The following is a 25,375-nucleotide window of genomic DNA, read 5'->3' as shown; positions in this document are numbered from 1 at the left end:
TGGATCAAGTCCGAGGATGTCACAGTCATTCACGGCGCGGACGCGCCGTGGCTGGATTCCTGTGACAAGCACAGGAATGAAGGGAGCTTTTTGGGCTCTCCTCGTCACAATCATGAGCACGCTCCCATCCTTCGCCTTCAACCCTGATGAGGTTTTGTCCGATCCGGCGCTGGAAGCACGGGCGCGGGGTCTGACATCGCAACTGCGCTGCATGGTGTGTCAGAACCAGTCCATCGACGACAGCAATGCAGAGCTTGCGCGTGACCTTCGCGTGCTGGTGCGGGACCGGCTGACACAGGGCGATAGCGATGAAGCGGTGATCAATTACGTCGTGTCGCGCTACGGCGAATTCGTGCTGCTGAAACCGCGCCTGAGCGCAAGGACGGTGCTGCTCTGGGGTGCCCCAATCGGCCTGATTACGGTAGGCGCGATCTGCGTCTTCGTCTTTTCCCGCCGTCGCGCGGTGATGGCCGAAGGGCAGAAATTGACGGCGGATGAAGAAGCGCGGATTCGCGAGCTTCTTGAAAAATAAGCACTTAGTTTCGTTTTCTGAATCAACTCGACAATATTACGGATTTTTCATTCGCTAGACACTTCGCTGTAAGGTGAGGGCTCCTATATCTTTCCTCATCCACCGCTTCCCCCGATCCTCCGGGGCTCCAGTCTGAATGAAGAAAGAAGGTAGTGCCATGTCTAACTCGCAAAACGGACGTCCCTCGTTGAAGACCATTCTCAAGTCTTCCGCTGTTGGTGGTCTCGCGGCTCTCATGCTGACCACAGGCGTCGCAGGTCCGATTGTCCATTCCTTTGCAGCCCCCGTTGAAGTGACCGCTCCGCAGGTGCCGAGCTTCGCCAGCGTGGTGGATGCCGTTTCTCCTGCCGTTGTTTCGATCCGCGTCCAGTCCAACGTCCAGCCCGCTTCCGACGATAACAGTAATTTCTCCTTCAATTTCGGCGGTCGTGGTCTTGACCAGCTGCCTGATGACCACCCGCTGAAGCGCTTTTTCAAGGAATTTGGTGGCCCCGGCTCCGGCGATGACAAGCGTGCCGACCGTGGACCGAACCGCCACCGTGATGGCAAGGGTCCGCTTCGCCCCGTTGCGCAGGGCTCCGGCTTCTTCATCTCCGAGGACGGTTATGTCGTGACCAACAACCACGTCGTGGATGACGGTTCCGCCTATACGGTCGTTATGAATGACGGCACGGAATACGATGCCAAGCTGATCGGTCGTGACAGCCGTACCGACCTTGCCGTGCTGAAGGTCGATGTGAACCGCAAGTTCACCTATGTTCAGTTTGCCGATGACAGCAAAATCCGCGTTGGTGACTGGGTCGTTGCAGTCGGTAACCCCTTCGGTCTTGGCGGTACGGTGACGTCCGGTATCGTTTCGGCCCGTGGCCGTGACATCGGTTCCGGTCCTTATGACGACTACATCCAGATCGATGCGCCTGTGAACCGTGGTAACTCCGGTGGCCCGGCCTTCAACTTGAATGGCGAAGTGGTCGGTATCAACACCGCGATCTTCTCGCCTTCCGGCGGTAACGTCGGTATCGCCTTCGCAATTCCAGCTTCCGTTGCCAAGGATGTGGTGCAGGACCTGATGAAGGACGGCAAGGTCGAGCGTGGTTGGCTCGGCGTGCAGATCCAGCCTGTCAGCAAGGATATCGCTGAATCGCTCGGTCTTTCCGAGGCCAAGGGCGCACTCGTCGTTGCACCGCAGGCCGGTTCGCCGGGCGACAAGGCTGGTATCAAGCAGGGCGACATCATCACCGCCGTAAATGGCGATCCGATCAAGGATGCCCGCGATCTGTCCCGCCGTATCGGTGCCATGGCGCCTAACAGCAAGGTCGAGCTTTCGCTATGGCGCAGTGGCAAGTCGCAGTCCGTCACCGTAACGCTCGGTGATCTGGCGAGCGACGATGCGTCGAAGGCAAGTGCCACGCAGGACGACAGCAAGGGTGGCGGCCAGACTTCCAGAGAGAAGGTTCTGTCGAGCCTTGGCCTGACCGTTGCTCCTGCCGATGACGGCAATGGCCTTGCGATTACCGATGTCGATCCGGACTCCGATGCCGCTGCCCGCGGCTTGAAGACCGGCGAAAAGATCACCTCGGTCAACAACCAGCAGGTCGCTTCCGCTGCCGAAGTGGAAAAGGTTCTCGAACAGGCCAAGAAGGACGGTCGTTCCAAGGCTCTGTTCCAGATCCAGACGGACGATGGCAGCCGGTTCATTGCTCTGGATATCAACGCAGGTTGATGTTTTGACGTTGGGATTGCCGGGTCAACCTGGCAGTCCCTTACTTGCATGATGAGTTCGAGAGGCATGCTTTCCTCTCCGTCATCCCGGCCCCGAGCCGGGATCCAGTGTGATCAGTCCTGATCGCAGAGAGTTTTTGCCACGCGGACGCGTGGCAGCTGGACCCCGCATAAAGTGCGGGGTGACGGTGGGTAGAGCGGGCTTCTGGTAAAAACCTTTATTGCTTCACGATTAACGGGAGCCCATCTCATGGAAAGTAATCTGCATAACGTTCAGGGCGAACCTCTTTCCGGTTGTGCGGTGGATGGCGTGGACGCTATTGTTCCACACATGAAGATTCTTGTGATTGAAGATGATCTGGAAGCCGCCGCCTATATGACGAAGGCATTCCGCGAAGCCGGTATCGTGGCGGATCACGCCAGCGATGGCGAGAGCGGGCTTTTCATGGGCGGCGAGAATTCCTACGACGTGATGGTGATCGACCGTATGCTGCCGCGGCGGGACGGCCTTTCCGTGATTTCCGAACTGCGCAGACGCGGTATCGAAACGCCGGTGCTTATCCTTTCCGCTCTCGGCCAGGTGGACGACCGCGTGACGGGTCTGCGCGCCGGTGGCGACGATTATCTTCCCAAACCCTATGCTTTCAGCGAGCTTCTGGCCCGCATCGAGGTGCTGGGCCGCCGCAAGGGCAAGCCCGAGCAGGACATGATCTACCGCGTCGGCGATCTTGAACTCGACCGCCTGTCGCATGACGTGCGCCGCAACGGCAAGGAAATATTGCTGCAGCCGCGCGAGTTTCGGCTGCTGGAATATCTGATGAAGAATGCCGGGCAGGTTGTGACGCGCACCATGTTGCTGGAAAATGTCTGGGACTACCACTTCGACCCGCAGACCAATGTCATCGACGTACACGTATCGCGGCTGCGGTCCAAGATCGAGAAAGACTTCGACAAGCCGCTGCTGAAGACCATTCGCGGTGCGGGCTATATGATGAAGGACGAAGGGTAGCCGATGGCTCCACGCCTGCGCCTTGTCTTCAGCTCCACCGCCGTCCGTCTTTCAGCGCTTTATATTCTGCTGTTCGCGCTCTGCGCGGCCTTCCTCGTTTTCTATGTGACGGCACTTTCCGAGCGGCTGCTGAACCAGCAGACGCGCGATGCCGTGTTGCAGGAGGTGGGCGACGTTCAGCGCATTTACAATCGCGGCGGCATCAACCCGCTTTTGAGAATGATGGAGCGCCGGGCCCGCCAGCCGGGCGCGAGCCTTTATGTGATTGCCGGGCCCAACGGTGAAATTCTGGCGGGCAACGTGGCTTCGGTGCAGCCGGGCGTGTTCGACAAGGAAGGCTGGACGGATTTTCCCTTCACCTATGAGCGCTATTCCGAAAGCGGCGACAGCATAAAGCATATGGCGACGGCCAATATTTTCATTCTCGATAATGGCCTGCGCATTCTTGTCGGGCGCGATCTGGGCGAGCCGACGAAGTTTCGTCTGCTGGTGCGTAATGCGCTGATGGTGGCGCTTGCCATCATGGGCGGCGGGGCGCTGATCATCTGGTTCGCGATTGGCCGCAACGCGCTGAAACGCATCGACCGCATGTCGGTGGCGACCAAGAAAATCATGGGGGGTGATCTTTCGCAGAGACTGCCTCAGGGGCGTTCGGGCGACGAATTCGACCGTCTGTCGGGTTCGCTGAACGCCATGCTTGGCCGGATCGAAAAGCTGAATGAGGGGCTGCGGCAGGTTTCCGACAATATTGCCCACGACCTGAAGACCCCGCTGACGCGGCTGCGCAACAAGGCTGCCGGTGCGCTGGAAGATCGTGACGAGGATAAACGCCGCGCAGCGCTGGAAGGCATCATTGCCGAATCCGACCAGCTGATCCGCACCTTCAATGCGCTTCTGATGATCTCCCGCGTCGAGGCTGGCTCCATTGCCGCCGAGATGACGGATGTCGACATCTCCGCCATCGCCGAAGATAGCGCCGAGCTTTACGAGCCGGTGGCCGAGGAAGAAGGCCTGACGCTGACGGCGGATATCGTGCCGGGGCTAGTTGTTCAGGGAAATCGCGAACTTATCGGGCAGGCGCTGACCAATCTCATCGACAACGCCATCAAATATGCGGGTGGTCAGGAGGGCGAGAAGCGGCTTGCCGTGCGGCTTATCCAGAGTGACGAGGGTATTGTGCTTTCCGTTGCCGATAACGGGCCGGGCGTGCCGCCGGAGAAGCGCGCCGAAGTCATCAAACGTTTCGTGCGTCTGGATGAAAGCCGCTCCAAGCCCGGCACGGGTCTTGGGCTTTCACTGGTGGAGGCGGTGATGGAGCTTCATGGCGGAGAGCTGCGGCTTTCCGATACCGATGCTGACAACGGGCAAGCGCCGGGCCTTACTGTTTCGATGGTCTTTCCTGTTTCTAAACCTTAGAGCGTTTCCTTGTTAAATGGAAACGCTCTAGGGTTATTTTTCTCTCCCTCATTCCTGCTACAAGGACAGGAATGAGGGAGGGGTAAGAAGCCATTCCAATTGGCTCGCAGTCAGGGAGAGAGACATTGACAGATGCAGTGCCTGCCGAAATGCGGCTGGATGAGGTGCGGTTGGATGCAATCCGAACCTTTACGCAGACGGAACTGAAATCGGTTCTTTCCTCCCTCAAGGATATCGCCAAACGCGAAACGGCTGTTGCGGATTTGCTGGCAAGTGACGATCCGCTCAAGGATTTCGTTGCCAATGCCTTTACTCTATCTCCTTACCTGCGCGATGCGGCGGTTGCCGATGAAGGGCTTTTGACGCTTGCCATTTCCGAGCCTGTCGAGACGGCGCTGGCGAAGCTGGTGACGGAGGCGCGCGATTGCTGGCGGCCCAACGGCGAAGGCGGCATTCCCACTGAGGCGGAGGTGATGACCAGCCTGCGTGTTGCCAAGCGCAGGCTTTCCTTTATTGCCGCACTGGCCGATCTTGGACGAGTGTTTACCGCGCGCGACACGACGCGCTGGCTGAGCGATATGGCGGATGCGGCACTGGCGGCGGCTATCGACCACCTGCTGCTTGCCAACCACAATAGCGGCAAGCTGAAGCTGAAGAATGTGGATGCGCCAAGCGAGGGCTCCGGGCTTGTGGTGCTGGGCATGGGCAAGCTGGGCGCTCGGGAACTCAATTACTCATCCGACATCGACGCGGTGGTGTTCTTCGAGCCATCCGCGGGCATCGTGCCGGATCCGCTGGATGCGCTGGAAACCTTCGGGCGGATGATGCGCAGGCTGATAAGGATCATGCAGGAGCGCACCGCCGATGGTTACGTGTTCCGAACCGACCTGCGGCTGCGGCCCGATCCAGGGTCCACGCCGCTTGCCATTCCGGTGGAGGCGGCGCTCACTTATTATGAGGGCAGGGGGCAGAACTGGGAGCGGGCCGCCTATATCAAGGCGCGGCCTGTGGCGGGCGACATCAAGGCGGGCGAGGGCTTCCTGCGGGAACTGACGCCTTTCGTTTTTCGCAAATATCTGGACTATGCGGCCATTGCGGACATCCACTCCATCAAGCGGCAAATCCACGCTCACAAGGGCCATGGCGCGATTGCGGTGAAGGGGCATAATGTCAAACTCGGGCGTGGCGGTATTCGCGAGATCGAATTCTTCGCGCAGACGCAGCAATTGATTGCGGGCGGGCGCATGGCGCCGCTGCGCGTGCGCTCCACGCAGGAAGCGCTGGCGGCGCTAACGGAGGCAAAGTGGATTGATGCCGATACGCGCGATCGGCTGACGGACGCCTACTGGTTTCTGCGCGAGGTGGAACACCGCATCCAGATGGTGCGGGACGAGCAGACGCATATTCTGCCCGAAACCGAAGCCGAGCTGAAGCGCATCGCCTTCATGCTGGGCTTTGCCGACACGAAGAGTTTTTCCGAAAAGCTGGAGGAGGTTCTGCGGCTGGTGGAGCGGAAATATTCCGCACTGTTCGAGCAGGAAACCAAGCTTTCCGGCGAGAGCGGCAATCTTGTTTTCACCGGCCAGAAGGATGACCCGGACACGCTGAAGACACTGGCGCGGCTGGGCTTCGAGCGCCCGGAAGACATGTCGCGGGTTATCCGCACATGGCATAATGGCCGCTACCGCGCCACGCAGTCCGTAGAGGCGCGCGAGCGGCTGACGGAATTGACACCCGACTTGCTGAAGGCTTTCGGGGCGAGCAAACGGGCGGATGAAGCGTTGCTGCGCTTCGATAATTTCCTTTCCGGCCTGCCTGCGGGTATCCAGCTTTTCTCGCTGCTGGGCAACAACCCGGCGCTGCTTTCCCTGCTGGTGACCATCATGTCATCTGCGCCGCGGCTGGCGGAGATCATCGCGGCGCGTCCGCATGTCTTCGACGGCATGCTGGACCCGGCGCTGATGACGGAAATTCCGACGCGGGATTATCTCTCGCTGCGCATGAAAAGCTTCCTGTCCGCTGCGCGACACTACGAGGATATTCTCGACCGGTTGCGCATATTCGCCGCCGAACAGCGCTTCCTCATCGGTGTGCGCCTGCTGACGGGCGCGATTACCGGGGACGTTGCGGGCCGTGCCTTCACCCATCTTTCGGACCTCGTCATCGAAGCCTCTCTCAACGCCGTGCTGGTGGAGATGGAGGCGGCGCATGGCCGGTACCCCAGCGGGCGCGTTGCGGTGATGGGCATGGGCAAGCTCGGTTCCTTCGAGCTGACGGCGGGTTCGGATGTCGATCTCATACTGCTCTATGATTACGACGATGCGGCTGCCGAATCCGACGGGGCAAAACCGCTCGATGCGGTGCGTTATTTCACCCGCGTAACCCAGCGGCTGATCTCGGCGCTTTCCGCGCCGACGGCGGAGGGCGTGCTTTATGAAGTGGATATGCGGCTTCGGCCCTCGGGCAATAAGGGGCCGGTGGCGACGCGGATTTCCACCTTCGAGAAGTATCAGCGCGAAGAGGCATGGACCTGGGAACATCTGGCGCTTTCCAGAGCCAGATTGATCTGCGGCGATGCGACCTTGATGGAGGACGCACAGCGCATCATCGAATCCGTGCTATCGCAGAAACGCGATGTGGCGAAAATCGCAGCCGATGTGCAGGAGATGCGCAAGCTGATCGGCGAGGAAAAGCCGCCGGTCAATGGCTGGGATTTCAAGCTGATCCCCGGCGGGCTGGTAGACCTCGAATTCATCGCGCAATATCTGACGCTTATCGCTCCGGTGAAGGAGCTACCGGCGCATAAGGCTGGCGAAAGCACTTCGGATGTTCTCAAACGCGTTGCGCCCGCTGCCATGGAGCCGCAGGCGCAGGATGACTGCATCGAGGCCATGCGGCTGTTCACCGAGTTGTCGCAGATCATCCGGCTTTGTATCGACAGTGATTTCGAGCCGAAGCAGGCCCCTGCGGGGCTGATCGACCTCGTATGCCGGGCTGTGGAATTGCCCGATATTTCCACTGTGGAAGGCGAAGTGAAGCGCCTGTCCAAAGCTGTGCGCAAGACGTTTCAAACGGTTTTGAAGGAGGCTGGATAGCGTCTTTGTCATCTGCATGTCATGCGGCCTTCCTAAGCCGTGACGGATTATTTCGTCCCATGGAGTTCAAAGATGACCTTTATCCCTTGTTCTGGTGCGCGGTTGCTGCGGGTTGCGCTGCTGGCTTCCACCACCACCCTGTTCTTTTCATCAGCTGTTTTCTCCACTGATCTGCCGCCGCCGCCCAAGGGCGTGGGGCACGCTGCCATTGTTGCCGAACCTCAGGGTTCCGCGCCGCTTTCGCTGCTGGACAACTACAAGAACCAGACGGGCAAGGATGCGTCGGGCAAGGAAATCAACAAGTACGATCCCAAGGTCAATCCGGTGATCGGGCTGCTTTCGGGCTTCGACAAGATCTGGACGGTTGGCGATGAGGCCTGGGCGAATGGCGGCGCCAATGGTGATGGCCCGACCGATTTCAGCAAGGTCAAAATCGTCGATCCGAAAATCTGGTCCGAGAACATGGCTTATGTTCTGGCCGTTTCCGGCAAGGACCGCCCGGCATCCATGGCGCTGAGCGCCTATCTGGATGACCGCCGCTCGCAAAATTACAGCGTGATCGATGGGCTTGGCCCGCTTGCTGATTGGTATAAGCAAGGCTCTGGCGCAACGACGACGATCAATCACACCCTGGCCGATTTCAAGGTGAATGACGTCCTGACGACCAAGGAAGACGATAAGGGAACCGAGGCCGGTACGGATAAATCCGAGCTCAAGACCTTCGTTGCATTTCTAAACGATCTGCGCGGGCCTTTCGCTTCCACATCGCCCGCTAAGGCCTATTACACATCGCCGCGCCCATGGCGGATGACCGATACGGGTGAGGTGAAACAGACCGGCACGGAAAAGATTGGCGACAAGGAATTCGAAGCCTATGACACCAATGTCGAGGTTGTTCCAGCCCTTCGCGTCGTTCGCGAAACGCGTGGCCGCCAGAAGGATGGCGGCTTCCCGAGCGGCCATACCAATGCGGCCTATCTTGCGGCAATCGCCTATGCCTATGCGGTGCCGGAGCGTTACGCCGAACTTCTGACCCGCGCTTCCGATCTCGGTGAAGATCGCGTGGTTGCCGGTATGCATTCGCCGCTGGACGTGATGGGTGGACGCATCATGGCAACGGCCATTGCTGCGGCCTATCTCAACGATCCGGCTTCTGCCGAGTTGAAGAAAAAGGCGTTCGATGAAGTGCACGCCTATTTTAAGACCAAGCTGAAGAACGGTGAAACGCTTTATGGCGTTGCCCATAGTGATGCGAATGACCGATTTGCCGATGCTGCTGCCAACAAGGCCGTGTACAGGCAGCGCATGACCTACGGCTTCAGCCGCTCGGACATGCAGCAGGAGCAGGAGGTGGTCGTGCCTGAGGGCGCAGAGGTGCTGCTGGAGACGCGTCTTCCCTATCTCTCCGCAGAGCAGCGCCGGGCCGTGCTCGCATCCACCACCATCGTTGGCGGTTATCCGCTGATCGATGATAGCCAGGGCTGGGGCCAGCTTGATCTCGTGGCGGCAGCTGGGGGCTTTGGCTCGTTCGACGGCGATGTGCGCGTGACCATGAATTCCGACGCTGGCGGCTTCAACGCCGCGGATCGCTGGACGAACGATGTGGCCGGTCCCGGCCTTCTCGAAAAGGCTGGTTCAGGATCGCTGACCATAGCTGGCAACAACAGCTATAGCGGCGGCACTGTTCTGAAAGATGGCGAGTTGATCGCAGCATCTGCGACTGCCTTCGGTACCGGCACGATCTATGTCGAAGGTGGCACGCTGCGTGGACCTGATGGCGTTTCGCTGCAAGCCCCGGCGGACTTTACGCAGAGCGGCGGCACGCTGAGCCTTGACTTGACGAAGGTGGAAACGCCTGCGCTGATAGTTGGTGGCAAGGTGGTAATCGGCGGCGGCGATCTTGCGCTGTCATTTGCTAAAAAGCCAGCCAAGGGAAGCATCTACCGCGTCATCACAGCCGACAAATTGGACGGTCGGTTTGCCAAGGTGACGGCAAATGATGGCGTGGAACTGCATCCGCTTTACACGCCGAATGGCCTTAGCGTCGAAATTCGCTGATCGTTTTGAAATGGCGCTGCCGGGGATTTCCGGTAGCGCCGTTTTTGTCCGGGAAAACTCCAGGCATTTTACGTCAGCAAGTTGTGCAGATGCGATCTGAAATCTTAAAGTGGTTCTAGTTGTTGAAAGAGGTTTCAAATGATTGGTTACACGATGGTCGGCACGACAGATCTTGATCGAGCTGTTGCTTTTTACGACGCGATTTTCAGCGAAATGGGCCTGAAGCAATGCTTCAAGGATGAGCAGGTGGCTTTCTGGGGCGACAAGGCGGATGCCAACGCACCACGCTTCGCCACCGGCTACCCGTTCAACGGCGAAAGCGCCAATGTTGGCAACGGGGTTATGACGGCGTTCCTCATCCAGAGCGCTGGCAAGATCGACAAGCTTTATGAAATCGGCATGGGCCTCGGTGGCGCCGATGAGGGTGCGCCCGGTCTGCGCCCGGATTACGGCGAGGGCTTCTATGCCGCCTATCTGCGCGACCCGGATGGCAACAAGCTGGCGTTTGTTTGTTACGATGTGAATAAGGCGGCGGCTTGAGGAGGCGTTAATCGCTAGCAGCGTTCTTGACCTCGGGCACGATGAAAAGCTTTGCTCGCGAAGAAAATGTGAGGCGCCGCGATGCACGGCGTCATCTTGGGGCTTGACCCACTACTTTCCGGTTTAAACTGGGTTAGTAGTTTTGGGGCGAGAACAGTTCCCCCGCCCGTCACCCCGGCCCTGAGCCGGGGTCCAGCCGACGCGCGTCTGCGCGGCAAAGAAAGTCTTTCAGACCAAGGACTTGGTCTGGCTGGATCCCGGATCAAGTCCGGGATGACGGACGTGGGAAGTGCCGTTGTCACATTCATAGCAAGCGTTGCACGGGCGAGTCCGAGTTCGTACAGAGTGCAAAAAACGAAATGTAATCAATACCTATACCAAGTCCCCATATCTCAAACGAACAGCAGTGGCTTAAGGCCGAGGATGACGGTAGAGGGTGTTGCGAGGATAAAGCTTTTCGGTAAAGCCAACTCATTACTCACCAGTCAATGCCGAAGAGACGAGTGGAAACGCTCGCCGTCAATCCTTCCCGGCGCAGTGTGACCCTTTGCATCGCGCCTTAGCCCCACCACTTGATGAAATGGAGCTCCGCATGGATCAAATCCCGGGCTTCGGCAATTGATCCGATGGCTTTTCCCACCCGTAGCCAGAGCTAAAACGAGAGTGCTTGATGTTTCACCTGATTTTTGGACTTCCCTGGCTGGTCGTGGCGGCTCGCTTTATTCAGCCTTTGCCATGGATATGGTCGTTGAAGATCGCCTTTGCCGTTCTTCTTCTGGGAGCTTCGCAGTATCACCTGTTCAGCCGCATTTCTTCAGGGTCGGTATTCTCGCCTGAGTTTCCGAGGCCGCTGATCATCGGCTTCAATCTTCTGTTCGGTTTCATCCTGCTGCTTGCGGTTTTCCAGATCGCGCTCGATGTGGTGTCGCTGATCATGATGCCGTTCAAGGGGCATTTTCCGCTGGTGCCCGTGGGTGTTCGATACGCGATGGCGGCGGTTGCCTTCGGGTTTTCGGCCTTTGCGGTGACGCAGGCTCTGCGCGTTCCGCCGTTGAAGGATATCGAGATTGCCATTCCGGGGCTATCGCCGGAATTCGATGGCTACCAGATGGTGCAGCTGACGGACCTGCATATCAGCCGGTTGTTTCCCGCCTTCTGGACGAGAGAGGTTGTTGAAAGGACCAATGCGCTCAATGCCGATCTGATCGTCATCACCGGTGACCTCATCGATGGCAAGGTGGAGGCGCGTACGATGGATATTGCTCCGCTTGCTGACCTGAGGGCGCGCGATGGCGTGCTCACCATTCCCGGCAATCACGAATATTTCTTCGGTTACGAAGAGTGGATGAAATATTATCAGAGCCTCAACATGACGACGCTGGCGAACAGCCACGCCGTGATCGAGCGCAACGGTGCTGAACTCGTCATCGCGGGTGTCACCGATCTCTCGTCCAGCAGGACGGGTTTTCCCGTGCCGGATGTTGCTGCCGCGGTGAGGGGAGCGCCAGCAGGCGCACCGATTATACTGCTCGACCACCAACCCAGACAAGCGGCGGAAAACGCGAAGCTGGGTATTGCCGCGCAGCTTTCCGGCCATACCCATGGGGGCATGATCGTTGGTTTGGACAAGGTGGTTGCAGGGCCGAATAACGGCTTCGTTTCCGGCTTCTACGATGTTGGCGGCATGCGGCTTTATGTGAACAACGGCACTGCGCTGTGGCCGGGCTTTGCGCTGCGGCTCGGCATTCCCTCGGAACTTACCCGCATTACGCTACGGGCAAGGTGAGCTTTTTCAGTTCAGCTTGTGGGAGCGCAGAAGCTCGAGCTTGGTTCTGGCCTGATAGGCCAGATAGGGCGGGACTTCGCGGATGACATCCACATGCGGGATGAAGAGGGTGACCACGGTGCCCTTGCCCTCGCTGGAGCGGATTTTCATCGAGCCGCCGTGGAGTTTCACCAGCGAGCGGGAGATGGCGAGGCCGAGACCGGAGCCGCCCTGGCTCTTGGCATACTGGCTCTGTACCTGCTCGAAAGGCTGGCCGATCTTGTTGATCGAGGCCGATGGGATGCCGATGCCGGTATCGGCTATGGTGAGCATGAGGCCTTTGTGGTGGACATGGGTGCGAAGCAGGACGCGTCCGCCCTCATCGGTAAACTTCACCGCGTTGGACAACAGGTTCAGCATGATCTGCTTCATGGCGCGGCGGTCGCCGCTCATATGCATGTCCTTGCAGACGCGCTGATGGATGGTGATGTTCTTCTGCGCGGCCTGGATGGCGGTGAGGCGCAACGTTTCTTCCACCAGCGGGGCGAGATCGACCTTTTCGCGGTTGATACGCATGTGGCCCGCCTCGATCTTCGACATATCGAGAATGTCGTTGATGACGTTGAGCAGATGCTTGCCGCTATCGTGGATATCGCGGGCATATTCGCTGTATTTCGGCGAGCCGACAGGACCGAACATTTCCGCCACGAGGATTTCCGAAAAGCCCAGAATGGCATTGAGCGGCGTGCGCAGCTCGTGGCTCATATTGGCGAGGAACTCGGACTTTGCCTTGTTGGCAGCTTCGGCGCGTTCCTTTTCGGATTGATAAAGCGCGTTGGCGTCCGAAAGCTCGGTCTTCTGCCGCTCCAGCTTGTGGCGGGAAGCGGAAAGGTCTCCGATAGTCGCCATCAGGCGGCGTTCGGATTCGCGCAGGCGATCCTGATGGCGCTTGAGAAGGGTGATGTCGGTACCAACGGAAACCAGACCGCCATCGCGCGTGCGACGCTCAGTGATCTGCAGCCAGCGCTCATCGGCAAGCTGCACTTCAGTCGTGCGGGAAAGGCCGGATTGATCCGGATCGGCCACGCGGCGCTCCACGATGGGGCGTGCAGCTGCGGCATAGACCACGGCGCGTTCGGAACCCGGCACCAGCGCGCTATCCGGCAGGCCGTATGCCTGCTGAAAGTGCGTGTTGCACATGACCAGACGGTCATTCTTGTCCCACAGCACGAAGGCTTCGGAGGTGCATTCGATGGCGTCGGCCAAGCGCTGATCGGCCTCGGCGTAACGCTGTGCCAGACGGTGCTGCTCCGTCACGTCCATGGCGATGCCGATGACGCGGGGGCCATTGGCGGTGTGGATGACCTGAGCGCGGGCGCGCAGCCAGACATAGTGACCGTGGGTGTGACGCATGCGGAAAATCTGGTCGATCTGGCGCAGATCGCCACAGCCGACGGAGCGCGCAAGCTCATAGAGATTGCCGTCTTCCGAATGCATCATGCGGGCCGCATCACTGAAGGAGAGCGGCTCGGTGCGCGGAGGCAGGCCGAGAATTTCGTAGAGCGAGGTGGACCAGAACATGCGGCGCGAACCTAGATCGAAATCCCACAATCCGCAGCGACCGCGAGACAGGGCGGTTTCGACGCGCAGATTGGATTCCACGAACACTTCGTCCGCCGTGCGGGCGCGCTTCACCTGCATGTAATAGGCATAGAGAATAACGAGGAGAATGGAGGAGATGCCCGCAAAGAGCGTGACGTTCATGGCGACTTCGCTGCGCCAGAACGCACGGATGGGCTCCAGCGAACGGGCAGCGATAATCATGCCGCCATCGGTGCCGAGCGGCAGCATGGTGGCGTAATGTGCGACGTTCTCGATATCGGTTTCGATGGTGCCCGGAGCGCCGGGGAAGCGGCGAACGATAGCGATTTCCGGCAGGAGTGCGGTCAGCGAGGTGCCGACATATTTTGCCGCATGCGTGCCGACGCCGCCGAACACGCGGCCATTCATGCCTGCAACGAGAATGACCGTGTCGTCATTCATGCTACCAGCGGGGAAGGAGGCGTTCAGCCTGCTTTCGACGGCTGCGCGATCCTGCGTGGTGAAAAGGGTTTCGACGCCGGTCAGAGCGGCGCGAGCCGTTAAGGCGGAAAGGGCGGTCGTCTGGCGTGCGGCTTCTTCCATGCGCGCATATTCGGACGTGATGCCGAACATGCGCGATGCTGCGATAACGACGAGAAAGGCGAGGATGAGAAGGGGGATGAGACGCTTGAGAAGCGTTTCCATGCGGGGCATCTGCAGCAGATTTCCGAAAGGTTTTCCGGCAGGCAAAATGCCTCCCGAAAGCTTTTCAGCCAAAGCCGCGATTTCAGCAAATCTGGCATACGAGCGCTCATCGCCCGCAGTCGCCCGCCGCACGTCTGTCATTGTCCCGCCTTGATGTCCCTCGTGTAAAATTCGAAGCGCCGCCGCTCGAATCTACACGTAATGAATCAAAGGCGATTCGCCTTGTCCAGAGCTTGAGGTTAAAAGAATTTTAACCCTTTGAACCGACTCAACCTTTTTTTTGAGGTTGTAGACGGCCCGTTTTGCGGGCCGCCTAGGTCACGTTACGTCAGGCTTTGAGCATCCGTTCAACGATGTCACGCACGTCGGTAGACAGGCCGGAGGAGCGCTCGATGGTGGAGAGCGCGGCACGTGCATGATCGGCACGAACGGGCTCCAGCGAACGCCAGGAGCGCATGGAGGTGAGGATGCGCGCAGCGAGCTGCGGATTGCGCTTGTCGATGGTTACGATCTGCTCGGCGAGGAAGTTATAGGCCTCGCCATCCGCGCGGTTGAAGCCGGTTGGATTGCCGAAGGCGAAGGTGCCGATGAGCGACCGCACGCGGTTGGGATTGGTGGCGATGAAGTGCTTCGAGGCCATCAGCGACTTGATGCGCGCAAGCGCACCATCGCCCGGAATTGCAGCCTGCAGCGCAAACCATTTGTCCATGACGAGTGCGTTGTCGGCAAAGCGGGTTTCGAAGCTGCCGAGTGTATTCGAGGCTTCAGCGGACTCAGGGAAACGCTGCGTCAGAACGCTGAGCGCGTGGGCAAGATCGGTCATGTTTGAGGCGGCGGCATAGGCTTCCGCTGCACGCGCTGGCGTTTCTTCCGCAAAGGAAAGATAGCTCATGGCAATATTGCGCAGAGAACGGTGTCCGGCGCTGGTCGCATCCGGCGAGTAGGCGCCTGTGTCCTCGGAGTTCGAGAACAGTGCCTTGAAGGTTTCGATGCCACTCGTCGCAATTGCCCGCATGATGGCATTGCGCGCTTTGTGGATCGCGTCCGGATCATTGTCCTTGCCGATTTCACGGGCCACGTCGCCTTCGCTTGGCAGGGCAAGCGCCTGCGCGCGGAAGGCCGGTTCCAGGTGCTCGTCACCGGCAATTTCAATCAATGCGGAAAGGAAGGCCGGATCGACGGTGACCTCTGTTCCTGCACGAACGGCCTGCGTTGCCTTGACGAGGTTCGGCATGGCGAGCGCGGTAAGCGCCTGCCAGCGGGAGAACATATCCGTCTCATGGCGTGCGATCTGCACGAGATCGTCCGCGGACTGCTCCAGATGCAGATTGATGGGCGCAGAGAAGCTGCGGTTGAGCGACAGCGCCGGGCGCGAGGATACGCCTGAGAAGGTAAAGGTCTGGCTGCGTTCCGTCAGATGCAGAACACCATCCTTGAACTCGCCGCCCTCAACTTTGGAAGGTTCGGCAATCTGGCCATTGTCCAGAATGAGTGCCGTGGAGAGAGGGATGTGCAGCGGCTCTTTCTTGCTCTGACCGGGGGTCGGCGGAACGGTCTGTTCCAGCGAAAGCGTGAAGGTGGAGGTTGCTGCGTCATAGGTTGTCGAAGCGCTGACGAGCGGCGTTCCAGCCTGAATATACCAGCGGAAGAACTGCTTCAGATCGCGACCGGTCGCATCTTCGAAACACTTGACGAAATCTTCCACCGTGGCGGCTTGCCCATCGTGACGCTCGAAATAAAGGTCCATGCCTTTGCGGAAGCCGTCTTCACCGAGGATCGTTGCGATCATGCCGGTAATCTCGGCGCCCTTCTCATAGACGGTCGTCGTATAGAAGTTGTTGATTTCGCGATATTTATCCGGGCGCGGCGGATGCGCAAGCGGACCGCCATCTTCCGGAAACTGTTCCGATTTCAGGTGACGCACATCGGCGATGCGCTTGACGGCGCGCGAGCGCATATCAGAGGAAAATTCCTGATCGCGATAAACCGTCAGGCCTTCTTTCAGGCATAGCTGAAACCAGTCGCGACAGGTGATGCGGTTGCCGGTCCAGTTGTGGAAATATTCATGCGCGATGATGCGTTCGATATTGGCGTAATCGGCATCGGTCGCGGTTTCAGGGTCGGCCAGAACATACTTGTCATTGAAGACGTTCAGCCCCTTGTTCTCCATCGCGCCCATGTTGAAATCGGACACAGCGACGATCATGAAGATATCGAGGTCGTATTCGCGACCGAAGCGCTCTTCGTCCCACTTCATGGAGCGTTTCAACGCATCCATGGCATAGGCCGCGCGCGGCTCTTTGCCATGTTCGACGTAGATTTTCAGCGCGACGTCACGGCCCGACATGGTGGTGAAGGTGTCTTCGACAAGGCCGAGATCACCTGCGACAAGCGCGAAGAGGTAGCTGGGCTTCGGATGCGGATCGAACCAGGCAGCGAAGTGACGGCCCTCGTCATAATTGCCACCGCCGAGGAAATTGCCGTTGGAGAGAAGGAACGTGTTTCCTTCCTTCGCGGCAATGATGGTGATGGTGTAGGGTGCCAGCACATCCGGGCGGTCCGGGAAATAGGTGATGCGGCGGAAGCCTTCGGACTCGCACTGCGTGCAATAAACGCCATTGGTGCGGTAAAGACCCATCAACTGGGTATTGGTTTCCGGGTTGATGTAGTTCGTGACGCAGATTTCGAACGGCGTTTCTTCCGGCAGATCGCGGATCGTCAGGCTATCCGGCGTCACGTCATATTGCGCGGCTGGAATTTCGATCTGATCCAGAAGAACGCTGGAAAGCGTCAGTTCATCGCCATCCAATACCAAAGGAGCGGCCTTGTCGGCGCCTTCACGGCGATGGAAAATCAGCCGCGCCTCGACCTTGGTATTCGTGGGATCAAGTTCGAATGTGAGGTCAACCCGTTCAAGGACGAAATCGGTTGGGCGATAATCCGCCAGTTGAACAATCTGGCCTGTATCTGTTCGCATAACTATTCCTGAATGAACCTTGCGTCTGCCGCTGCCTGACCATCATGCGGACACGATGGCTGAAAGTAAACTTGTTGATACGCATCACCATCATGGGAGAGGCGAAGGACATGCCGTCCTCAAGGGTTGTTGCCAGACATACGTATCCATGCGCCGCCGGATGTGTCTCGCATTGGCACATCATTCCATGAAATGTTGAACGATTACTGAAATTATGGCGGCGCTCGAACTATATTATGCCAAAACGGTCTTTTGGTTATCAATTTAATATAAGTCGAAGCTTCTCCGCAAAACTTGTCTGGCAGATTTCGCAAAAGAGCGGTTTCACGGTGATAGTTTCGACTGTGGTCTTGGATGTTCGTGCACTGTTACGCCTTCATCCCAAGAAGATCGCGAATAATATCTTCGTTTTCCGTCTGCTGTACGATCACGCCATACCAGCCTAGGCCGTCATAATCCTCATATCCCAGCGTCTTGGCGAAGGCGACGATGGAGCCTGCGCCATCATAATAACTGCCGCGCATGGCGCCGGATTGATTCTGTAAAGGATAGCGCGAGAAACGGAGAACGGGATCGTTGCTGGCGATGACCCGCATGTCTCCATCGATCAGCATGACCTTGGTTCGCTGCGCCACTTGCGGTGGAAGATTGGCTTCCTTCTCCACGATGGAGCGACCCTGATCCTGCCAGTCGAAATAAACGCCGAGGGTGCCGACCAGCGGGCCGTCATTTTTGCCGTCTTCACGAATGCCGGTGGCATAGACCAGCACGTCCCGGTCATCATGCAAAGGACTGCTTTTCACCTGATCGACAATATATTCATCGCCGCTGCGGCATTGCGAGGCTGCGATAAACCAGGGCTCCAGCTTCAGGCTGCGGCCCTGAAGACTGCGCTGGAAGCGGGGATTGGCGGAGCCGATGACGTTGCCGCGAAGGTCGGTCATGACCAGATCGATATAGACCGTGTAGAAACGGTTGATGACGCCGAGACGCTCCGACGCGAAGGCGACATTCGCCTCATTCGGCTGCTGCAAGGCCTGCCACAGAGCCGTATCCGTTGCCCACCAGCGCACATCGGCCGTGCGTTCGAAGAGGTTGCGCACGATGAGTTGCACCAGCGTCTGAGCGGTGTCCATCAGGCGCACACCCTCCATCTCCTCCACCAGCGCCTCAGCCATATCCCGGCTGAGACCGATGCGGCTGAGCACATTATGCTCGAAAGTGGAAGAAATATCGGACGCGATCTGCGCCAGCCGCTGCACTTCGTTGGCGACGACGGAGAAACCTTTTCCTGCATCACCCGCTCTGGCCGCCTCGATCAGGGCATTGATGGCCAGGAGCCTGATCTGCTTGACGATGTGGCTGTTATCCTTGCTGAACCGCTTGAGATCGTTGGACATTCCATCCGTAACCACGCGCATGGTGCGCGGTGTGGCCGGAGGAAGCGACCCTTTCTGGATTGCCTGTGCTGCGCTGGTCATAGGATTGCCGCTCTAAAAGTTATTATCGATTATAATGACTAACCGCGCCAGTTTGATTTTGAACGGGTCGAATTTACTGTAGTAAAGTAGAGTGCTTCTTGGTTAATAATTGCTTTCAACATCACTGCTTGAAGTTGCAGTCTCATCTTTGCTTTAATTTTAAGCTTTAAGCCCATTGTTATAGCAATTGCATCTCGTGCATCGATAATCGGTTTACCGAGACTGTTCAGCGTGATCTAATGATTTGCGTCAATCGATCTGCTGTGCATGCGCTTCGGGTCCAAAGTTTAACGAAACTGGCCCGCGCCAGCGAACCTCGATCATTAAAATCCCGATGAGTGCCGACATCTACAACCCCATCCGGGGAATAAGTTTCAAGCTGACATCCGTTGCCTTTTTTCTCGTGATGCAGACCTGCATCAAGGCTGCCGGACCAGATGTTCCAGCGGGACAGATCAGCTTTTTCCGTTCGGCCTTCGCCATCATCCCCATCGTTATTTACCTGATGTGGCTGCGCAGTCTTCGCAGTGCTTTTCACACCGAAAATCTGTTCGGCCATTTCAAACGCGGTTTTCTTGGCATTCTGTCCATGATCTGCGGTTTTTACGGGCTGACCTTGCTGCCGCTGCCGGAGTTCATTGCGATCGGCTATGCCTCGCCGCTGATGGCCGTGGTTTTTGCCGCGCTTATGCTGGGCGAGAAGGTGCGGATCTACCGCTGCTCGGCGGTGCTGGTGGGCATGATCGGCGTCATCATCATTCTCTGGCCCAAGATGACATTGTTGCAGCAGGGCGGTTTTGCCGCGGCTGAAGGCATCGGAGCACTGGCCGTGCTGACCGGGGCCATCCTGGGTGGCCTTGCCATGGTTCAGGTGCGCCAACTGGTCGTGACGGAAAAGACGGCGACCATCGTTCTGTATTTCTCGCTGACGGGCGCACTTATTTCCGCAATCAGCATGCCCTTCGGCTGGGAGTGGTTAAGCCTTAAGCAGGCAGTGCTTCTCATCTCATCGGGCATTGCGGGCGGCATCGCTCAAATCCTGCTGACGGAAAGTTACAGGCACGCGGAAGTGTCGACCATCGCGCCGTTCGAATACAGCTCCATCCTGCTCGGTATCTGCGTTTCCTATTTTCTCTTCGGTGATGTGCCGACGATTACGATGCTGATCGGCACCTCCATCGTCATTTGTGCGGGCATCTTTATCATCTTCCGGGAGCATCAGCTCGGCCTGCAGCGCAAGGCTGCAAGAAAAGCCTCGACACCTCAAGGCTAGCGGCTACCGCCTGCAAAAAAACACCTGTGAAATTTCATTAAAATTTTGTTCTATTTTGAACAAATATGGTATGAGGGTGTGGGAGGAAGGCGAGGTAACTTTGGGTGGCATATTGTGGTTGGGGAACTGCACATAAAAGCGTCTGGCAAGCGTCAGGCCGAGGGAACGAATCCATGCGTTCTCCTGTTTGATTTCTTTCTTATGAATTATTGTCTGTCGTCCTGCCCCGCAGGCGTTCTCTGGGACCGCGCATGAGATATTCGCATGAAGAACTTGTTGCTCATCCTGGTCTTCTGGCCGCGGTGAGGAATTTGGCGCGGATGCTGAGAGGAAGTTTCAACGAAAACCCACGGATAGCCCGGCTTCTGTCTGCCCACCAGAAATGGTTGATGACGCAGATCGGCATGGCGCTGAATATCGAAGAGGGGCAGCAGGGCTTCACGGTGGCGCAACTGCGTGAGTTCGTAACGCCAAACGGCATTGCAAGCCGCAATACCGTGCAGAACTACCTCGATCAGCTAGAAATCTACCGCTACGTGGAAAAGGTTGGGCGCCCCACGGCAAGGCCTCGGCGCTATCGCGCAACGTCTGTCAGCGAGCAATCGATGTTTGGCTGGTATGTGGCCAATCTGGCGGCTCTGGACAGTCTGGATAACGGCACGCGTGCGCAGACATTGATGGCCAATCCGGCCCTGTTCGGCCTGGCGCAGCCTCAGTCCGCCCGTGCTTGCCTCAGCAACGGCGACTGGGTGGAGCCGCCGGAGCGTGTTGGCCTTTTTCTCTGGACGGAAGCCGGTGCACTGGTCATGGACGAATTCATCAGCCGCATCGAAGATGCCGACCGGCAGCATGATCGGATCGAGATCGGCTATGTGGACGCGCGTGCGCTGGCAGCCGAATTCATGATGTCACGCACCCACCTCCAGCGCCTTCTCAACAAAGCCGCCGAGCAGGGCACCATGGGCTGGGTAGACGACTCGCTGCGCAGCGGCATGTGGTTTTCCCGGGATTTTCTGGAAGAATATTGCCGCTGGCAGGCAATCAAGTTCTGCCATGTGAATGATGCGTTTCTGGATGCTCTTGCGCAGCAGGATGGCGACGTCTCGCGCAGTGGTTCCAGCCTTGCTGGTTAGCTTGTTCTCAGATTAACGGGAACATCTAACACTCGCATCTCTGGTGTTTGGCATCTCTTGCCATCACCGAGGATGCTGTTGTCCAGTGGAGTTCTGCCCGTAGACGATGGTCTATCTCGATGCGGCAGCTCTTTTTTCTTTTAAATAAGTCTCTACGATTCCGGCAATTCGCTGTGCTTCGTTCGGGGGCCTATAATCGTAAGGCAGCAAGTCGCCCTCGAAATTTCGTGTCAACTTGAGCGTATCCGTAAGATCGGCGTGAAACCTCTCAAACTTTTCGAGGCGCTTTCCCGGTATATGTGTCAAATTCAAACTGTATACAGGCTTTCCCGTAGACAACGCTTCGCAAGGCATGGTGACGGAATCCTTGGCAACCAAGAAGGCGTCTGCTGAGGCTAGGTAGTCTACGTATGGATTTTCCGACTTTCGATCCCAAACCACTACATTTCTGGACGCTATTGAGGCAATCTGGCTCTGTGTCTCGTCACTAGACCTGCGGGACACCGAAACCAATACTTTCCAGTCGCGAGCGACAAGAGATTCAATGGATTGCTTGATGGTGTCGATGGCCGCTGCGTCGTAATCGTAAGCGCCATTTGTGCCACCTAAGAGCACCACTGCCAGTTTTTGATCTTCTTCAAGAGCGTACTTCGCTCGAGCTTCACTACGGTTGTGTTCCCAGAAATCCGGCGTGAAACGGTGAGGAACGCCTAGCATCTGGTGGTAATTAGCGCGATCTTCGTAAGACGTCATCCAGTCATGGCGCGAAACGAATACAAGGTCATAGCCCTCTATCCTCGGAACCTGAAGATGGACGGTGACGGGGGCGCCTTTGAACGCTTTTTTGATGCGCATCACTCTCGGCTCAGAGCGATATCCGCAGGACACCACTAATCCCGGGCTGGGTTCGGATCGTCTGAAAATCGGCGGATCAAAAATCCTGAGGAGCCGCTTTTTGTGAACGAATGACTTTTCGATCGGGCAAGCATCAAAATACCTTGCGACCGCCAGACATTGGCTGAGAGTCCCAATTTTCGGCTCGCTGACGACCCACGACTTCACCATTTCCATTTGTTGTGTCCCAAACGAGCGTCTCTTTTAGCTTGCGCTCCCAAAGCCTATCGCCGTAACTCGCGCAGTGAGTGTCGAGATGAGCCGTTAAAGGAATACGATGACGTTTGCATCCAAAATCGCAACCATCAGCTTGTCTTCTACCCATTTCGTTCAAGATATTAGACGGGTGCCTTATCCGCAGTCCTGTACTTCTCGACAGGTGAGGGGAAACTACATCGTAGGCTATTACAATGGTTTAATTGGAGAGGTACACCCAAAACGCAAAAGCGCCTTCCCGAAGAAAGGCGCTGCGAAGCGTCGGATATCTTTATGCTTGAGCAGGTTGCTGCAAGCGTAACGTTCTTAGCGTTCGCGGAAGTCCGCGAAGACAGCCGAAGGGCGAGTCGTGCGGACTTGCTGCGTGGAAGCACGAGCGGTCAGCTGTTCGTTCGTCCCACCGAAACGGTGGTAGCCCTGGCTGGAGCGTGGGCCGAGGCCCGCCAGACGGAGCGTTTCAAAGCCGGAATGTACCGGACGGAAGCGAGTGGTCATTGCCTTGGTTCCTTAAACCTATTCCTCCCAAGACAGTTATGCTTATTGCAGTGCGGTAAGGATTCGGCAATCCGGGCAAATGCGGCGCTGTTATGCACCATTTGCATGGCTTTTTTCATAAATCATTTACATTGGTCAAAAGGTAAGCATTTACATTTCGCGCAAGCGAGACTGGAAAGCTAATAAATCCTGCCATGCCAATGACTTACTGGCCGGAGCGTTCAAAAGCTCCTGTGGATGCAGCGTTGCGATAGCGGGCGCGACACCAGCGCCAACTGCGACATCACGCCACTGTCCGCGCAGTGTATGGATGGTGCCGGAACCGCCGAAGAAAAAACGAACTGTAGAGTTGCCGAGAAGCAACAGTGCTTTCGGCTCCGCCAATGCAATCTGCCGCTCGATGAAAGGACGGCAGATTTCCATCTCCGGGCCGGAGGGCGGACGGTTGCCCGGCGGGCGCCATGGCACGACATTGGTGAGCAAAAGAGTAGCGCGGTTGAGGCCGATGGCCGCAAGCATGCGATCCAGCAGCAGCCCTGTCTTGCCCACGAAGGGCTGGCCTTCGCGGTCGTCATCCGCATCCGGCATGGGACCGATGACCATGATGCCGGAAGAAGGATCGCCCTCGGCGAAGACGGTGTTGCGGGCGCTGTTCTTGAGATTGCAGCCGTTGAAGCTTTCAAGCGCGGTCTTCAACTCAGCCAGCGAGCGCGCGCTTTCGGCGGCAAAGCGGGCGGAAGCAATCGCCTGATCATCCGGAAGTGCAACATTGACCTGTGCGGCTGGCGGCGGTGCGGCGTTGCGGGAAGATGCTGACGCACGCGAGGTTGCGCCTTGCGGGGAGGAGGGTCGCTGCTGCGTCTCTCGCTGCTGTGGCTCGGGGCTTCTCTGGGGCGCGCGGCTCTGTCGGCTGGCGGCAAATTCGGCGAAGCGATCCAGCGGCTCATCTTCCAGCAGCCAATCCACCCCCGCATCCGCATGGAAATGCAGAAGTGCGGCGAGTTCTGCCGGGAGTAAGTCTTGAGCCGAGATCATGGCGTGACGTTATCCCATGTTTCCGGCATGGGATACCCCAATCTCACGCTGTCCAGCGTTCAATATCACCGCTTTCACCGATCATGGCGAGACCATGGGCGATGGAAAGAAGCTCACCACCGCTCTCGATCTTATCGGCATCGAAACGGCGGGTGAAAAGCTGGCGAACGGCTGGCACGAAGGAGGTGCCCCCGGTGAGGAACACCTTGTCGATGGCCTCAGGCGCGGTGTTGGTCTTCACCAGCACCTCGTCCAGCGCCTCTTCGATCTTGGCGAGATCGTCGGAAATCCACTGATCGAAATCCGAACGCTTGACCATTTTGCGGCCAGCGGCACCCAGCGGCGAGAAGTTGAATTCAGCCTCTTCCTGCGAGGAAAGCGCCATCTTGGTGGCGGAAATGGCCTGATAGAGCGGGTAGCCCTCATCATGCTCCACCAGTTCGATGAACATTTCCAGCTTTTCCGGCTCCAGTGCTGAGCGCACCAGCGACTTCAGATCGGAAAATTCCTTGGTGGTCTTGAAAATGGAAAGCTGGTTCCAGCGACCGAAATTGACGTAGTAACCGGCGGGCACATCGAGGACTTTGTCGAAGCTCTTGAACTTGCTGCCCTTGCCGATTTCAGGCGAGACTAGATTGTCGATCATGCGGAAGTCGAAATGATCGCCCGCGACGCCGACGCCGGAATGGCCGATGGGCGTGGCGGAAAGCTTGCCGCCATGGGTCTCGAAGCGGATCAGCGAATAGTCGGTGGTGCCGCCGCCGAAGTCTGCGACGAGAACATTGGCGTCCTTCTTCAGGCTCTGGGCGAAGTAATAGGCGGCAGCCACGGGCTCGTAGACATAATGGATTTGCGGGAAGCCCGCGCGAGTCAGCGCCTCATTATAGCGCTGAAGGGCAAGCTCCTCATTCGGGTTCGCGCCCGCAAAGCGCACGGGGCGACCGGCGATTACGGTGGAAACATCGTCCTTCCACTCTTCACCGGCATAGGATTTCAGCTTGCGCAGGAAGACTTCCATCAGGTCTTCAAAGCTCTGACGCTTGGCAAAGACCAGCGTGCCCTGAAACAGAGAGGAGGCGGCGAAGGTCTTGATGGATTGCAGAAAGCGGCAATCGCCGGGATTATCGATGAATTGGCGAATGGCCGCCTGACCGGCTTCGACGTGCAAGGCTGCGGCACCAAGTGCGTTATCCTTCATGAAGGAAAGCGCGGTGCGCATGCTGTCTGTCGTGCCTGCGTTCGAGGTGAAGCGCATGGAATGGCTGGTGGTGCCGGTGTCGGAAAGTGCCATGACCGTGTTGGTCGTGCCGAAATCGAGGCCGAGTGTTCCTGCCATAGCTGAAATCCTTATGCGTCAACAAAGATGTACCCGCAAGCCTGGTGGCATCGGGTCAATAAAAGGCGCGCAACCGCGCCCGCCTGTTTTGAGGAGGGCGCGTGATCGCACA

The 25,375-nt window shown here is 57.8% G+C and carries 17 protein-coding genes; 10 read left to right on the top strand and 7 right to left on the bottom strand.

The window, feature by feature from the left end:
• Positions 1 to 112: 112 nt before the first annotated feature.
• From CFBP5473_RS10620 to CFBP5473_RS10585, 8 genes are all read left to right on the top strand, one after another.
• Complete coding sequence (locus CFBP5473_RS10620) at positions 113 to 532, top strand: cytochrome c-type biogenesis protein (protein WP_234881745.1); 420 nt, start codon at positions 113 to 115, stop codon at positions 530 to 532.
• 157 nt (positions 533 to 689) lie between these two features.
• Entirely contained in the window at positions 690 to 2,255 is a 1,566-nt protein-coding gene (locus CFBP5473_RS10615) for a Do family serine endopeptidase (RefSeq protein WP_027675468.1), read from the top strand.
• Between the two features lie 249 nt (positions 2,256 to 2,504).
• The gene (locus CFBP5473_RS10610) at positions 2,505 to 3,263 is read left to right on the top strand and encodes a response regulator transcription factor (protein ID WP_027675467.1); all 759 of its coding nucleotides are present in this window, start codon (positions 2,505 to 2,507) and stop codon (positions 3,261 to 3,263) included.
• 3 nt (positions 3,264 to 3,266) lie between these two features.
• The gene (locus tag CFBP5473_RS10605; protein WP_027675466.1) at positions 3,267 to 4,679 is read left to right on the top strand and encodes a sensor histidine kinase; all 1,413 of its coding nucleotides are present in this window, start codon (positions 3,267 to 3,269) and stop codon (positions 4,677 to 4,679) included.
• A gap of 149 nt (positions 4,680 to 4,828) precedes the next feature.
• A complete protein-coding gene (locus CFBP5473_RS10600) occupies positions 4,829 to 7,774 on the top strand; it encodes a bifunctional [glutamine synthetase] adenylyltransferase/[glutamine synthetase]-adenylyl-L-tyrosine phosphorylase (RefSeq protein WP_027675465.1) in 2,946 nt (981 codons plus the stop codon).
• A gap of 72 nt (positions 7,775 to 7,846) precedes the next feature.
• Entirely contained in the window at positions 7,847 to 9,832 is a 1,986-nt protein-coding gene (locus CFBP5473_RS10595) for an acid phosphatase (RefSeq protein WP_027675464.1), read from the top strand.
• A 138-nt stretch (positions 9,833 to 9,970) separates the two neighbouring features.
• A complete protein-coding gene (locus CFBP5473_RS10590; RefSeq protein WP_027675463.1) occupies positions 9,971 to 10,372 on the top strand; it encodes a VOC family protein in 402 nt (133 codons plus the stop codon).
• A gap of 670 nt (positions 10,373 to 11,042) precedes the next feature.
• A complete protein-coding gene (locus CFBP5473_RS10585; RefSeq protein ID WP_027675462.1) occupies positions 11,043 to 12,158 on the top strand; it encodes a metallophosphoesterase in 1,116 nt (371 codons plus the stop codon).
• A 6-nt stretch (positions 12,159 to 12,164) separates the two neighbouring features.
• Here CFBP5473_RS10585 and CFBP5473_RS10580 read toward each other — a convergent pair whose 3' ends face one another.
• From CFBP5473_RS10580 to CFBP5473_RS10570, 3 genes are all read right to left on the bottom strand, one after another.
• Positions 12,165 to 14,564, bottom strand: coding sequence for a PAS domain-containing sensor histidine kinase (locus tag CFBP5473_RS10580; protein ID WP_084631648.1), 2,400 nt, complete (start codon positions 14,562 to 14,564; stop codon positions 12,165 to 12,167).
• Between the two features lie 187 nt (positions 14,565 to 14,751).
• The gene (gene pepN / locus CFBP5473_RS10575) at positions 14,752 to 17,400 is read right to left on the bottom strand and encodes an aminopeptidase N (protein ID WP_027675461.1); all 2,649 of its coding nucleotides are present in this window, start codon (positions 17,398 to 17,400) and stop codon (positions 14,752 to 14,754) included.
• A 368-nt stretch (positions 17,401 to 17,768) separates the two neighbouring features.
• The gene (locus CFBP5473_RS10570) at positions 17,769 to 18,881 is read right to left on the bottom strand and encodes a methyl-accepting chemotaxis protein (protein ID WP_051441277.1); all 1,113 of its coding nucleotides are present in this window, start codon (positions 18,879 to 18,881) and stop codon (positions 17,769 to 17,771) included.
• Positions 18,882 to 19,215: 334 nt separating this feature from the next.
• On the opposite strand from CFBP5473_RS10570, the gene CFBP5473_RS10565 reads away from it, so the two are divergent.
• Both CFBP5473_RS10565 and CFBP5473_RS10560 read left to right on the top strand, forming a co-directional pair.
• Positions 19,216 to 20,154: a DMT family transporter gene (locus CFBP5473_RS10565; protein ID WP_027675459.1), complete on the top strand. Its 939-nt coding sequence runs from the start codon at positions 19,216 to 19,218 to the stop codon at positions 20,152 to 20,154.
• A gap of 320 nt (positions 20,155 to 20,474) precedes the next feature.
• Positions 20,475 to 21,287 carry a hypothetical protein gene (locus tag CFBP5473_RS10560; RefSeq protein WP_210163859.1) on the top strand — a complete coding sequence of 271 codons (813 nt, stop codon included), beginning with the start codon at positions 20,475 to 20,477 and terminating at the stop codon, positions 21,285 to 21,287.
• Positions 21,288 to 21,398: 111 nt separating this feature from the next.
• On the opposite strand, the gene CFBP5473_RS10555 is transcribed toward CFBP5473_RS10560, so the two are convergent.
• The 4 genes from CFBP5473_RS10555 to CFBP5473_RS10535 form a co-directional block, all read right to left on the bottom strand.
• Positions 21,399 to 22,358, bottom strand: a complete 960-nt coding sequence (locus CFBP5473_RS10555) for a mitochondrial fission ELM1 family protein (RefSeq protein WP_027675458.1) — start codon at positions 22,356 to 22,358, stop codon at positions 21,399 to 21,401.
• Positions 22,359 to 22,703: 345 nt separating this feature from the next.
• Positions 22,704 to 22,892, bottom strand: coding sequence for a hypothetical protein (locus CFBP5473_RS10550; RefSeq protein ID WP_027675457.1), 189 nt, complete (start codon positions 22,890 to 22,892; stop codon positions 22,704 to 22,706).
• A gap of 150 nt (positions 22,893 to 23,042) precedes the next feature.
• On the bottom strand, positions 23,043 to 23,927 hold the full coding sequence (locus CFBP5473_RS10540; RefSeq protein ID WP_027675456.1) for a uracil-DNA glycosylase: 885 nt from the start codon (positions 23,925 to 23,927) through the stop codon (positions 23,043 to 23,045).
• A gap of 43 nt (positions 23,928 to 23,970) precedes the next feature.
• A complete protein-coding gene (locus CFBP5473_RS10535) occupies positions 23,971 to 25,263 on the bottom strand; it encodes an Hsp70 family protein (protein WP_027675455.1) in 1,293 nt (430 codons plus the stop codon).
• Between the last annotated feature and the right edge of the window lie 112 nt (positions 25,264 to 25,375).

The organism is Agrobacterium larrymoorei (assembly GCF_005145045.1).
Lineage (GTDB): Bacteria > Pseudomonadota > Alphaproteobacteria > Rhizobiales > Rhizobiaceae > Agrobacterium > Agrobacterium larrymoorei.
The sequence above is the reverse complement of the archived record's forward strand: the minus strand, read 5'-3'. Positions and strand labels throughout refer to the sequence as shown.

Coding starts and splice junctions, on each gene's coding strand:
- CFBP5473_RS10620 (WP_234881745.1), top strand. CDS start 113: ATGAGCACGCTCCCATCCTTCGCCTTCAACCCTGATGAGGTTTTGTCC.
- CFBP5473_RS10615 (WP_027675468.1), top strand. CDS start 690: ATGTCTAACTCGCAAAACGGACGTCCCTCGTTGAAGACCATTCTCAAG.
- CFBP5473_RS10610 (WP_027675467.1), top strand. CDS start 2,505: ATGGAAAGTAATCTGCATAACGTTCAGGGCGAACCTCTTTCCGGTTGT.
- CFBP5473_RS10605 (WP_027675466.1), top strand. CDS start 3,267: ATGGCTCCACGCCTGCGCCTTGTCTTCAGCTCCACCGCCGTCCGTCTT.
- CFBP5473_RS10600 (WP_027675465.1), top strand. CDS start 4,829: ATGCGGCTGGATGAGGTGCGGTTGGATGCAATCCGAACCTTTACGCAG.
- CFBP5473_RS10595 (WP_027675464.1), top strand. CDS start 7,847: ATGACCTTTATCCCTTGTTCTGGTGCGCGGTTGCTGCGGGTTGCGCTG.
- CFBP5473_RS10590 (WP_027675463.1), top strand. CDS start 9,971: ATGATTGGTTACACGATGGTCGGCACGACAGATCTTGATCGAGCTGTT.
- CFBP5473_RS10585 (WP_027675462.1), top strand. CDS start 11,043: ATGTTTCACCTGATTTTTGGACTTCCCTGGCTGGTCGTGGCGGCTCGC.
- CFBP5473_RS10580 (WP_084631648.1), bottom strand. CDS start 14,564: ATGACAGACGTGCGGCGGGCGACTGCGGGCGATGAGCGCTCGTATGCC.
- pepN (WP_027675461.1), bottom strand. CDS start 17,400: ATGCGAACAGATACAGGCCAGATTGTTCAACTGGCGGATTATCGCCCA.
- CFBP5473_RS10570 (WP_051441277.1), bottom strand. CDS start 18,881: ATGACCAGCGCAGCACAGGCAATCCAGAAAGGGTCGCTTCCTCCGGCC.
- CFBP5473_RS10565 (WP_027675459.1), top strand. CDS start 19,216: ATGAGTGCCGACATCTACAACCCCATCCGGGGAATAAGTTTCAAGCTG.
- CFBP5473_RS10560 (WP_210163859.1), top strand. CDS start 20,475: ATGCTGAGAGGAAGTTTCAACGAAAACCCACGGATAGCCCGGCTTCTG.
- CFBP5473_RS10555 (WP_027675458.1), bottom strand. CDS start 22,358: ATGGAAATGGTGAAGTCGTGGGTCGTCAGCGAGCCGAAAATTGGGACT.
- CFBP5473_RS10550 (WP_027675457.1), bottom strand. CDS start 22,892: ATGACCACTCGCTTCCGTCCGGTACATTCCGGCTTTGAAACGCTCCGT.
- CFBP5473_RS10540 (WP_027675456.1), bottom strand. CDS start 23,927: ATGATCTCGGCTCAAGACTTACTCCCGGCAGAACTCGCCGCACTTCTG.
- CFBP5473_RS10535 (WP_027675455.1), bottom strand. CDS start 25,263: ATGGCAGGAACACTCGGCCTCGATTTCGGCACGACCAACACGGTCATG.